This is a genomic window from Microcystis sp. M_QC_C_20170808_M3Col (assembly GCF_007095505.1).
Taxonomy (GTDB): domain Bacteria; phylum Cyanobacteriota; class Cyanobacteriia; order Cyanobacteriales; family Microcystaceae; genus Microcystis.
Map to the genome: position 1 here is coordinate 1 of NZ_SFBY01000419.1, position 11447 is coordinate 11447.

The following is an 11447-nucleotide window of genomic DNA, read 5'->3' on the forward strand; positions in this document are numbered from 1 at the left end:
GGGTTTTACCCATTTTCAGGTGGTCAATTACCTAATTTTCAGGGAAAAAGTCCCTGAATTTTCCCCCCAATCACTCCAAGGGTCGGCACTTTTTGAGGGAAAAAAAGTCTAAAAACCTTATCCAACAAGGTTTTTAGATTTATTCAGCAAACCTTAATTAGGAGTTTTAAATAGCGGTAAGTATTCAAGACGCTTTTAATTTCCTATATAGACAGACAAAGCCTAGGAGATTATAGCTGGTTTGAGTCCTAATTATGTCTCTAAAATTAGCTGACCCATTGCCTTGAGAATTTGGAGCAGATTAATTGCTGATTCAGAATACATTAAATTAAGTTCTGGCATTATCTGATAAGTGGGGTTAGTTTCTTGTCTGAGATAGACGAACATATATTGTAAGCCATTAGTTGCTAATCCCCAAACTGAGGGTTGTCTTTCTAAGCTATTGTAGGCATAAGTCAGTAATTGAGGTAATCCCTGACGTACTTCGATTCCACTCTCTTTAGCTTCAATGACTAAAATCCCAAAAGGGATATCATTGACAGTTGCTATCGAATTATTTACCGTGACAATATCAAAGCGTCCGTTAATAGTTTTATCTTCATCCACAAGGATAATATTATCAATCCCTTCTTCAACCCTAATCTTAATCGGATAACGATAAAAACCCGCTAACCGCAATAGGGGAAATAGGGTTAAAACTTTCACTTGTCCTTCTGATGCTTTATCTTCCATCAAATAGGGTCGAAAATCGTTGCGGATTTGAACAAGTTCTAATTTTTCTGCGTCGCTGACGGTTTCCAAAGCTAAAAGCTCTGTAAATGAAACATCCTCAAGCTTTTCTTGGAAATTGAGATGACGTTGAACATCAGCAAGGGTTAGTTTACTTGTTTTGAGGGTAAGCATTGATTTAGCAAGCAGTACATTGCTGTTTCCATGATAGCGGAAGATAGGTGTCTCGGCTGTTCTTGCTAACAAAATAGACCCGAATTTAGGGGGTATTTTCTGGAAAAGAATCACTATAATTAAATAAAAATGGTACGCTATTTTTTCCCGATCCATCCATGACTAAAACCCGGGGCATTTGCGCCCCACCTTCGCGCCAAGCTTCGATCGCTTCTTTCTGTAAAACTAATCCTCCCCCCTGTTCTTTTAAAGTTTCTGCTAATAGTCTTTGTGCCTCAGCTTTCCCTTTAGCGCGATTAACTTCTGCTTGGGCCTGTTGTTCCGCTTCTTGGGTGATATAAACGGCTCTTTGGGCGCGTTGTTCTGCGATTTGTTTATCTTCGACAGCCCGAGCAAATTCTGGAGAAAAATTCAAATCTACCACACTGGTATCTAAGACTAGAATACCATACTTTTCTAACCGAGTCGATAGGGCATTATCAAAGTCTTCTTTTAACTCACTGCGTCGAGTAATTGCCTCCTCTACTGTTCTTTTAGCGGCGGCAATTTTAAAGGATTCTTGGGTTTGAGGGGCGATAATTTTAGCGACAATATTTTGTAGGGTGCCTTGGGTTCTTCTAATTGCCACTACTTGAGTCGGATCGAGACGAAAATTAATCGCAAAACTAGCGGATAAATCCTGTAAATCTTTAGTGGAACTTTGGGCGGGAACTTCAAATTTTTGCACCGTAACATCGTAGATATCGACACTAGAAACAAAGGGAGGTTTAAAGTGCAATCCCTCCAATAAAACCCCGTCCTTAGCCTTTCCTAAAACACTTAAAACCCCCGCTTGTCCGGGGGTGATAATCACATAGGCATTAAAAGCCGCTAAAATGACAATAGTGACCAATAATCCCCCGATCAGGGAAAGTAAATTAATAGCATCTTTCTGGTTCACAGTTTATACTCCTTGATGAGCGACTAAAGCGAGAATTTTTACCGCAATTGCTTGATTGACAGGCATCACTGACAGACGATTTCCTGTCCTTACTAATAATAATTCATCGGCGGTAAAATTTTGTTTTAAAATTCCTAGGGGCAGCAGTTGGGGAAAAAGGCGATCGAATTCAACTTTAACCGTCCACCAGCGCGGGGAATCTGGAGAGGATTTAGAATCATAGTAGGGACTATCGGGATCGAATTGTGTGGGATCGATCATATCGGTTTCCACTACGCGCATCAAGCCGACAATCCCCGGCGGGGTGGTATTAGAATGATAAAAAAAGGCCAAATCTCCCCGTTTCATCTGACGGAGAAAATTGCGCGCTTGATAATTTCGCACTCCCTCCCAAATAGTTTGACCATCTTTTTTTAAATCCTCGATACTATAGACATCGGGTTCCGATTTCATTAACCAGTAATTTAAATTCATCATTTATCGTTATTATTAATTCAAATAAGCTCAAAAATATTTTTAGCCGTTCCTGTCAGCCTTGTTACCATAGGGTTATACCAAATCTGGTTATTAAAGACTGATTATTTATTCCTCCTGTTGCCTCTTGCCTCTTGCCTTTTGCATGAGTGCCTGTCCTGATATGTAGCCTATACTCAAAGGATTTAGTATTAAATATAATTCACTTTGGCTGCTTTTGTATATCTACTCAAACAATTATTGGGGAGAATGTATCTAAAAATACTTTTGTTAGCGGCAATTTGTATGGACTATAAGCCTTCAAGTCGCACTATTCTTGGCAACCGTCAGTTTTTCCCTATAGCTAAAAATAATTTATTCTCGATTATTAAATCGATCAAATAAGCTGTAAAATAGGATACATTGCTCTAAAAATCTCTAGCCAATCCATAGATTATCAGTGTTCCAAGCCACTCGCCGCCGTTTAGCCTTATGGTACACTGTTGTCACTGCCATACTACTGCTTTTTCTCGCTACGGGAATGTATTTTTATGTGCGCCATACCCTAGTGGATCGCATTGATGATACCCTCAAACACATCATTGAGGTGGTAAATCGTTCCCTCGTGATCGAATCGATTCCCCCGGATCAAGGACGTTATCGCGTCGATCCCCTCGCAAGTTTTCCCAGTCAGGGTAAATCCGTGGAGGACGATCATATAGATTTGGAATGGTTTGATCCCCAAGGTAATCTACTTTGGTCAACTCTGGCTGAATCCTTAGATATTCCCCTCCATCCCCACCGTCAGGGGGAAACTATTCGCTTATCCGATGATCGTCTGCTGCGACAAATAACCGAAAGGGTGGAAATCGGTCATTATGTTTTGGGATATCTGCGGGTAAGTCATCCTTGGTTTGAGGTGACAAAACCGATTAGACAGCTATTATGGGATTTAATCGCCGGAATTTGCCTGATGATTGCCAGTGTCGCCTGGATTGGTTGGTTTTTGTCCGGTTTAGCCATTCAACCAGTAAAAGAGTCCTATCAGAGTTTAAAACAATTTACCGCCGATGCTTCCCATGAATTACGCAATCCGATCGCCACTATTCAAACTAACGTGCAAATGGCGATCGCTTATCCCCAAACTGGCCATCAACGCTTGCAAGTGATCGATCGTTTAACGGAAAGATTGGGCAATTTAGTCAATGATCTGCTCTTTTTAGCCCGTTCTGATAGTGGCATCGTCCAACCGATTGAGCAAGCTGTACCTTTGGATGCTTTATTGATGGAAGTGGTGGAAGAACAGCGTTTAATCGCCGATAAGCAGGGAATTTCCCTCTCTTTGTTGATCGTGGAACCGGACCAAGAGGATTTTTCCTACAGCGATGAAATGTTTACTATGCGGGGAGATTGGGATCAATTAGCACGTTTATTCACAAATTTAATCTCTAATGCCCTGAAACACGCTTTTTTGCCCGAATCTGAGCCTAAAAATCTGGCAGTGGAATTGGAAAAAAGTAAACGCGATCGACAATCGGTGTTACTGGTACGCGTCAAAGATAACGGAATCGGTATTCCCGAAGCTGCTTTGTCCCATATTTTCGATCGCTTTTATCGTCTCGATCCCGCACGACAAAATTCTGCCACTTCCGGGGGAACAGGATTAGGATTAGCGATCGCTTTAGCGATTACCCTCAGTCATCATGGACAAATTAGCGTCGAAAGTCAGATCGATCGAGGAACAATCTTCACCGTCACCTTACCGAAAAGCCATCAACGGGAGAAAAAAACTGAAAGGTCAGAAGCTTAACACCTCTGACCTTCTTTATCATACCCCCAAGGGAATTCGAATCCCTGTCGCCTCCGTGAAAGGGAGGTGTCCTAGGCCACTAGACGATGGGGGCGTGGATTTCAGACCTTTTTAAATATAACAATAATCTTTCTGGGAGTCAAGGGTTTTGGCAAAAATTTTTTTTATCCCGCCCTTGCACAATAGGATAGTCTAATTGAAGATGTTATCGCCCAAAATCCATGGCTGCCGATCCCTATAAAAGCCGACTGTTCAACCTGATCAACCGTCGTTTGATCCGTCTGAAAGATAACCTCGGCCGCGTCTCCCGTCGCGGTCAAAATGCGATCGCTATTGCCCTGCAAATAGCCCTCTATCCCGTCTATTTGCTGGTACAATCGCTGCGGATGACGGCTAATCAATTGGGGAACAGTCTCCAGAAACAATTATCACCCCCCGGAAAAGATGGGACGGATGCGATCGAAGAATTTCTACAGAGCTTATCTGACCAAGAAACGCCATTTATTGGCATAGCAGCCGATCTAGAGGATCAAGCTTTAGTTTTCGTCACTAACGATCACCAGACTGTTAAAATCACCGATAATCAAACCCAAAGACAAATAGAAAAACAAATTAGGACGGCACTGGCTAACTACGCCCTGGCAAAACGGAGAATTAAGCGATTAAATCGGCAATATCCGCCTTTATTACCGAATTTTACCGACAAAAATCCTGTCTTACCCCCGATCCGTTGGTTTTGGAACCTACTACGCTGGGAACAACAGGGGCAAATAGCGATCGCCATAAATCTATTCCAGGAAACCCATCTCGTCAAAACCCCGACACCACCCTCCTTACCACTGCCTAATTTAAATTCTCAAGCGATTTTAGAAGTTATTGACGAAAAATTAGCAATTTTCGAGGCTAAATTTCTCGCTATCTCCCCCGCAATCCCCAGCAGTTTTAGCCACACCCCTAACCCCCCTTCCGAGATCGTTAACGAGTCCCCGACTATCGAGAAAAATTCCTCCTATCTCTGGGGCCTTTATTGGTTAATTTATGCGGCGATCGAGCATTTCTGGGCAAAAGAGAAGAATTATTTAGAATATAGTGCTGATTCACCCGCTTTATCGGCAAAATATCCCTTAAGTTTTCCTAATTCTCTGCTGATCAGCTTCAAGCAACGTCTCCAGGATTGGCTAGAAAAACAAACCCAAGCGGATCCCTTCACGATCGGCAAACTCATCCAAGCGGCGATCAATCACTTCTTTTCCTCTCGCCAATCCCTGACATTTTCCGCCGTCAGCGAGCAACCTTGGCTAGAATCCGCCGATATCTTGGCTATTTCTCCCCAAGACTCCGAAAAACCGCGCCTTAACCCCGCTTATCCCCTTCCCCAGTCCCATAGCACAAAAAAAGCTTTTAGTCAAGAAAAACAAAATAAATCTTTACCAAAAATCCCCCCAGCCGCTGCCGAAATTACTCCGGGAGAATCCCCCCCCGCAACCCAATTAGATCCCCGCTACGCTAGGGAGATAATTCAACCAATTAACGAAGAATGGTTAGAAACCGAATCAACCCCCGTCGGCTACGTTAAACACCCCTTAGAACGGATTTTAGAGGGATTAGATGCGATTATTTTATGGGTGGAGGAATTAGTCATTAAAATCTGGCGTTGGTTGCGGTACAATCGACGCATTTCTAAATTACTCAAACGCAAACGCTAAATCGATCGGTTTTGGGTATAGCCGATCGAGTAGTCTTTCTGTTGTGAGAAACTTGAGACTATCTTTAGGGACTTACCTCTGTCAATCTTAGGCGTTGCACTTCACTTTTGAATGGGCATTGGCTGATCAGCAGTTAAGTTCATGGCTATAATCTGAAATTACCCAAATTTATCGACAAAAATAAGCTAAACTAACGGCAAAGATAATATGTTTTGATTTTTTCCTTGGCATTACTTATGGACGGTATCTGTACCTTAGCCAACGATCGCGTTTACGATCAATTAGTCGCCCTACTCAACAGCATCGAGGTAAATGGGGGAAAAGATATTCCTGTTTGTGTCTATCCCTACGATGACAACACCGAACGTATCAAGGCGGAAATTGCTCAACGTCCTAAGGTACAGTTATTTGATAATCAGGAAATTATCGAACGCTGGGATAATTTCGCTAAATCTGCTTGGGAACCCCATCCTACGGCTAAAGAACGCTGGTTAAAGGCTGGTAGTAGAGGTTATCATCGTTTTGGGACCCATCGTCGTTATTGTGCCTTTGATGGGCCGTTCGATCGCTTTATCTACATGGATGGTGATACCCTATTGATGAGTCCCTTAGATCGGGTTTTTGCACAGTTAGATAATTATGATTGTGTGGTTTACGATTTTCAGCACAAAGATATCACCCACGTTTATGAAGTTACTTCCCCAAAATTATTAGAAATTTTTCCCCAAGAACGTCTTAACCAAGAAATTTTCTGTTCGGGTTTTTATGGCTCAAAAAAAGGTTTATTTGACGGGGAACGCCGTAATTGGCTATTAGAACAATTGCGAGCAGGGGAAGCGGAAATTCTCTATCCGATGGCTCCCGATCAAACTATTGTCAATTATATGATGATGCGCTCAAATTTTTCTATATATAATCTAGCTCTTCAATTGCCTAAAGAAGAACGCACCGGCTGCTGTGTCACCTCTCCCCATTTTCAGGCTTTAGATAATAATATTCTTTATGATCGAGGCAAACGCTTGACATACCTTCACTACATTGGTTTATCTTCCTCTCTGTTCACTCGACTTTGTAGCGGTGAAAATCTCGATTTTCCCTATCGAGATATTTTCTTACACTATCGTTATCTCCACCAACCTAGTCAACGTCCTATATTTACAGGTAGTCCCAAACCCTATCAACCACCGACCCCTACCTTTTGGCAAAAAGTAACCAGAAAACTCGGTTTAGGAAAATAATCATTAAGATTGAGAAGATCAATGCCGGAGTTACTAGGGGTTTCACCGGTCTAGATCGTATCAGACTTATCTGAAATGACTATACATTTTCAAGGTCTAATCTTCTCCATAAGAAGATTCCAGGCGAAAAAAAGCCAAAAAGTAGCGGAATGTATAGCGCGCCACTACATCTCAGAAAAAACCTCTTACAATAGAGACAAATCAGAGATCAATGGGGGTGAACGTCATGTTAGTGATTTTAACCGACGAACACATTGTCGATACGGGTTCTGTCTGTCAGGGCTGTCTTTTAGCCAACCAGCAGGGGCAACCCCGGTGGCGAGAGGGTAAACTAGGCTGTGGTCACTCCTTGGGCAAAGGAGGAAGCCAACAGCCCAATCTCTACGAGTGTCAGATGGGCTTTACAATTGCTAATATTGAAGGCTAATCAGACCTTTTAAATGATCAACTTAGAGTTGAGTTAGGGGGATTTTCTTGGGACTCGGAGGAGAGAATCAAGGCTATTACTAATCCCCAATTCAGCTTAGATACAATGACAATAATGGCTGAGGGTTTCGTAGCATCGATCGTAGGCTTTTTGGGCTTGGGTTAAAACAGCGTCGGAAATTTCTATATCTAATTTTCTGGCTTGTTTAATAATTTTACCCGCTTTGATATTCTCGGAAGAATCTCCTATACCGCGGCTGCCAGTGGTTTTTAAAACTCGATATTCTTCAGAAAATCCCGTTTTAGTATCGAGATGACTCTGTAAACTATTAAAGACCAATTGACTTTGGTTTAATACCTGATCGTGGGTGATAAATAAACTCTTTTCTTTGCTGTTAATTAATTGAGCATAACTTTCTAAGGTGGCTAAACGACCAGTATAATAGCCTAGAGCGTGCTGCTCGTTTTGATGGGGTTTAATATCTAGAATACTAGCTAAAGTGCGCTTCGGTTCTCGTAGTAAAAATATGGTCTTAACTGGATCAGATTGCAAAAAACTATGATCTAAAAACTTCTGATCGTGAAGAACTTTATCTAAAATATATTTATGATTCATGTTTAAATCTTTCAAACGCCAGTAGAGTTGAAACATTAAAGTTTTAAAATCCTGTTCACTCTCATAAACCAGATGGGTTTCGCCAAAACCGATAATTTCAGGATTAGAATTGAGGATATGGGTCAATAAAGACGAACCCGATCGCATATGGCTAAGAATAAATAAAACCTGATAGGGTTGGGGACGAAAGAGAATTTTATAGGGGTCTTTGGGTGTATCAATGCGTACCTGAAAATACTTATAAGTTAAACGATGGGTTAAACCCTGCCAAGATTGGGGTAAGCGATCGAGGGCTATAGTCATAGGTTAATAAGGAATTGTGTCAACTTGTCGCTAAGATTCCCCTATAATGTATCCCATTTAAGACCCAAACAAAAGTGAGGTTTATACAAAATGGGATTGCCAAGTTGTTCGCTCTGGTTTTTTACGGCGCGAACCGATGTCTGGTTTATGATGAACACTATTCCCCATCTAGTCAAAATGAGTCAGTTTCCCTTCGAGGAAAAGGTACTCGCTATTGACACGGCCCCTTTAAGCGGGGAAAAGGTTAATCGCCCCGGACTGGGTACAATGGAGGAATTAAGAGCCTGTGGTGAAAAATTAGTTAAAGATGGCATAATCGATCGCCTAGTGGATTTTAACTACGATCCGGGCTATCGTCAGCGTATCTATCAAAAGCATTTCGGCAGTCACCTACGTTCCACCCATAACTACAAAGGTTATCCGATTTTCGGCTCGATCTTCAAAATCGAGCAATGTCGCAGCGATTATATGGTCCATTATGACAGTGACATGATGCTCTACCAAGAACCGGATTACAGTTGGATCCGCGAAGGGATCGAGTTAATGGAAACCCATCCAGAAATGATGTTTGTGCGTCCTTTGTCCGGTCCACCCCGGCCCGATGGTACGATTTATTCTCAGCATCCTTGCAGGAAAAATCCCGACGGATTCTATCAATTTAAATTTTTTGGTAGTCGTGCCTATCTACTTAATTGTCGTCGCTACGATCGCCTTTTACCGATCACCCCCCTCTGGCGCTCCTATAAAAATACCTTTCTCGATCATTTACCCGATGGTTTAAAAGCTTGGGGCAATATTTTGACCGGCAAAGGAAAACTCGACTCTTGGGAAATTATGGTTTCTCGCTCCCTAGAACAAACGAACTACTATCGCGCCACTCTCACCAATGCCAAGGGTTGGACTATACACCCCAACGATCGATCTCCTGCGTTTAGGCAAGCTTGGCCGACTATTATCAAGAAAATCGAAGCGGGTATTTACCCACCTGAACAAGCTGGTTACTATGACCTGATCCCCGAATTATGGTATTAAAAGAGCGTTATTTCTCTAGATTTGAGGTGAGGTGGTACTTAGAGATTGCTGGTGAAGCGATATTTTTGTTTGAATTGGAGAAGATAGGAAGAAACAACCCAAAAGAAAACCCAACCACCGCGATAGGGAGATTGGGTTTTCTGGTTATCAATTGAGTTTAAGGAGCTAAAGCGTTACCGCGCAGGAGAGAACCGATGGTTTTAGCAGTAATCTTCATCTGCACGAGAGGATTAGCGGGAACAACGGTTTTATAGAGATAACTGTCAAAAGTCATCTTCTGTACGTCCTTATCGGAACACATTTCCACAAAAGCTTCCCGGGTGGCATCGGTACGGTAGAAAACCCGTTGCAGGATATCTAACACCAGATAGGTCATACCGTATTTCTTATCCCAACGCTTCAGGTAGAGTTTTAACTCGTCCTCTGTGGGAATACGTTGGCCGCCGTTAGTGACTTCGACAATGGTTTCGGCACACATCCGCGCCGATTTAGCGGCGAAATAGATGCCTTCTCCCGAAGACTTAGTAACTGTTCCGGCGGCATCACCAACGAGGGCCACGCGACCGACTACACGACGAGGACGGGGATGTTCGGGGATGGGGTGAGCTTCCACGCGGATGATTTCGCCACCTTCCAGACGACGGGCCGCGCGAGCGCGAATACCGGCTTGTAGGTCTTTAATCATGGCTTTATTGACCTTCATTGTGCCAGTACCGACAGCGACGTGATCGTATTTGGGGAATACCCAAGCGTAGAAGTCGGGGGATACGTCTTTTCCTACATACATTTCGGCCAGGTCTTCGTAGTAGGCCATTTTATCTTGGGGGAGACGGATGCGTTCTTGGAAAGCGATCGCATAGTTGTAATCCCCAGCATCAATAGCTTTAGCAATGCGGGAATTAGCACCGTCCGCACCGATAACCACATCCACCTTCAGAGATTTCATTTCCCCTTGGGAATTACCGTGGGAGTGATCAGCGTAGTGTAGGGTATAGGGATCGGTGCTATTGGTGGGAATGTCGAGACCGTAAACGGTTCCGTTGATTAAATGCGCTCCTAATTTATGGGCGCGTTCTCTCATAAAACCGTCGAGGACTTCCCGACGACACATTCCGATATATTCGTCTTGATTATCGAGATTAATATCGACTTCGACGTTAGAGGGGGAGATCATTTTCATTTTTCTCACCCGGCGATCGATAATTTCAGGAGGTAGGTCAAATTCGCTCACCATACAGAGAGGAATCGCTCCACCACAGGGTTTAGCATTATCTAATTTGCGTTCAAATAAATAGGTTTCAATGCCTGCTTTAGCTAATGTTTCTGCCGCCGAAGAACCGGCCGGCCCTGAACCCACAACAGCGACTCTTAACACTCAGGTTTTCTCCTACATACTTACGAGCGACTACGCTTTGCAGTGTACCACAGGGGTTTAGCCGAAAGGAACGAGATTCTCCGATTCTGCCCGATCTTGCAACAGTGCTTAACATCCTCTGTTACAAAAGTTTATGAGTATATCTGTATTTCCTATTCACATACTCCCACCGTCAAGCTACGCTGTGACAGGGGATTCTTGACCCATCGCTGTTAGAAATTCCTTGTTCAACGAGACAGCTTAGATTCTCAATGTCTCCACTGGAAATCTTTCTTGCCGGACTCTCCCAAGGCGTTTGGGTCGGTTTCTGTTTACCCAACAGTACCGTTGAGATGATTTCCCAAATATTTCAACCCTTTTTTAAGAATATTGATCGCTGCATTATGATCCCTATCTAGGGTCTGCTGAAAAACTTTTTCAGCAGACCCTAATTAAATTAACTCCAATTCTGGCTCGAAAGTGCACTAACATTGAGGCTTCAAAGGGAGCTTCATTGCTGTAAGCTGATAGCCCTAAAAAGTATTGAAGATAAGGGTTTTCCTTAATTTGTTCGACGGTTTCTCTATCACTTGTTCCCAACTTCTCTTTAATGATTAATGCTCCTAATGCCCTCCGAAAGGATTTGGCTGGTGCGCCCATTTCTTC

At 42.9% G+C, this 11447-nt stretch carries 11 protein-coding genes, 1 tRNA gene and 2 pseudogenes; 6 read left to right on the forward strand and 8 right to left on the reverse strand.

Annotation, left to right across the window (positions count from 1 at the left end; genetic code table 11):
- Positions 1–252: 252 nt before the first annotated feature.
- The 3 genes from EWV84_RS19230 to EWV84_RS19240 form a co-directional block, all read right to left on the reverse strand.
- On the reverse strand, positions 253–903 hold the full coding sequence (locus tag EWV84_RS19230; RefSeq protein WP_287079393.1) for a restriction endonuclease subunit R: 651 nt from the start codon (positions 901–903) through the stop codon (positions 253–255).
- Between the two features lie 85 nt (positions 904–988).
- Positions 989–1843: a prohibitin family protein gene (locus tag EWV84_RS19235; protein WP_194016028.1), complete on the reverse strand. Its 855-nt coding sequence runs from the start codon at positions 1841–1843 to the stop codon at positions 989–991.
- Positions 1844–1846: 3 nt separating this feature from the next.
- Complete coding sequence (locus tag EWV84_RS19240) at positions 1847–2320, reverse strand: EVE domain-containing protein (protein WP_287079394.1); 474 nt, start codon at positions 2318–2320, stop codon at positions 1847–1849.
- Positions 2321–2524: 204 nt separating this feature from the next.
- On the opposite strand from EWV84_RS19240, the gene EWV84_RS19245 reads away from it, so the two are divergent.
- Both EWV84_RS19245 and EWV84_RS19250 read left to right on the forward strand, forming a co-directional pair.
- The gene (locus EWV84_RS19245; RefSeq protein WP_287079396.1) at positions 2525–2701 is read left to right on the forward strand and encodes a hypothetical protein; all 177 of its coding nucleotides are present in this window, start codon (positions 2525–2527) and stop codon (positions 2699–2701) included.
- 55 nt (positions 2702–2756) lie between these two features.
- The gene (locus EWV84_RS19250; protein ID WP_287079398.1) at positions 2757–4106 is read left to right on the forward strand and encodes a sensor histidine kinase; all 1350 of its coding nucleotides are present in this window, start codon (positions 2757–2759) and stop codon (positions 4104–4106) included.
- A gap of 21 nt (positions 4107–4127) precedes the next feature.
- On the opposite strand, the gene EWV84_RS19255 is transcribed toward EWV84_RS19250, so the two are convergent.
- A tRNA-Glu gene (locus EWV84_RS19255) sits at positions 4128–4200 on the reverse strand.
- A gap of 127 nt (positions 4201–4327) precedes the next feature.
- Here EWV84_RS19255 and EWV84_RS19260 point away from each other — a divergent pair.
- From EWV84_RS19260 to EWV84_RS19270, 3 genes are all read left to right on the forward strand, one after another.
- Positions 4328–5812: a hypothetical protein gene (locus tag EWV84_RS19260; protein ID WP_287079401.1), complete on the forward strand. Its 1485-nt coding sequence runs from the start codon at positions 4328–4330 to the stop codon at positions 5810–5812.
- 236 nt (positions 5813–6048) lie between these two features.
- Entirely contained in the window at positions 6049–7050 is a 1002-nt protein-coding gene (locus tag EWV84_RS19265) for an Npun_R2821/Npun_R2822 family protein (RefSeq protein WP_287079408.1), read from the forward strand.
- A gap of 226 nt (positions 7051–7276) precedes the next feature.
- Positions 7277–7477 (forward strand): hypothetical protein, encoded by a 201-nt coding sequence (locus EWV84_RS19270; RefSeq protein WP_287079403.1) that lies wholly within the window; start codon positions 7277–7279, stop codon positions 7475–7477.
- A 96-nt stretch (positions 7478–7573) separates the two neighbouring features.
- On the opposite strand, the gene EWV84_RS19275 is transcribed toward EWV84_RS19270, so the two are convergent.
- The gene (locus EWV84_RS19275; protein ID WP_287079405.1) at positions 7574–8395 is read right to left on the reverse strand and encodes a sulfotransferase family protein; all 822 of its coding nucleotides are present in this window, start codon (positions 8393–8395) and stop codon (positions 7574–7576) included.
- A 90-nt stretch (positions 8396–8485) separates the two neighbouring features.
- Here EWV84_RS19275 and EWV84_RS19280 point away from each other — a divergent pair, with 90 nt between their 5' ends.
- Positions 8486–9427 carry a hypothetical protein gene (locus EWV84_RS19280; protein ID WP_287079406.1) on the forward strand — a complete coding sequence of 314 codons (942 nt, stop codon included), beginning with the start codon at positions 8486–8488 and terminating at the stop codon, positions 9425–9427.
- Between the two features lie 157 nt (positions 9428–9584).
- Here EWV84_RS19280 and chlP read toward each other — a convergent pair whose 3' ends face one another.
- From chlP to EWV84_RS19295, 3 genes and pseudogenes are all read right to left on the reverse strand, one after another.
- On the reverse strand, positions 9585–10802 hold the full coding sequence (gene chlP / locus EWV84_RS19285) for a geranylgeranyl reductase (protein ID WP_002735532.1): 1218 nt from the start codon (positions 10800–10802) through the stop codon (positions 9585–9587).
- 172 nt (positions 10803–10974) lie between these two features.
- Positions 10975–11200: pseudogene (locus EWV84_RS19290) on the reverse strand (RNA-guided endonuclease TnpB family protein); the annotation flags it as partial.
- Between the two features lie 31 nt (positions 11201–11231).
- A pseudogene (locus EWV84_RS19295) lies at positions 11232–11447 on the reverse strand (transposase); the annotation flags it as partial.

Coding starts and splice junctions, on each gene's coding strand:
- EWV84_RS19230 (WP_287079393.1), bottom strand. CDS start 903: ATGCTTACCCTCAAAACAAGTAAACTAACCCTTGCTGATGTTCAACGT.
- EWV84_RS19240 (WP_287079394.1), bottom strand. CDS start 2,320: ATGATGAATTTAAATTACTGGTTAATGAAATCGGAACCCGATGTCTAT.
- EWV84_RS19260 (WP_287079401.1), top strand. CDS start 4,328: ATGGCTGCCGATCCCTATAAAAGCCGACTGTTCAACCTGATCAACCGT.
- EWV84_RS19265 (WP_287079408.1), top strand. CDS start 6,049: ATGGACGGTATCTGTACCTTAGCCAACGATCGCGTTTACGATCAATTA.
- EWV84_RS19270 (WP_287079403.1), top strand. CDS start 7,277: ATGTTAGTGATTTTAACCGACGAACACATTGTCGATACGGGTTCTGTC.
- EWV84_RS19275 (WP_287079405.1), bottom strand. CDS start 8,395: ATGACTATAGCCCTCGATCGCTTACCCCAATCTTGGCAGGGTTTAACC.
- EWV84_RS19280 (WP_287079406.1), top strand. CDS start 8,486: ATGGGATTGCCAAGTTGTTCGCTCTGGTTTTTTACGGCGCGAACCGAT.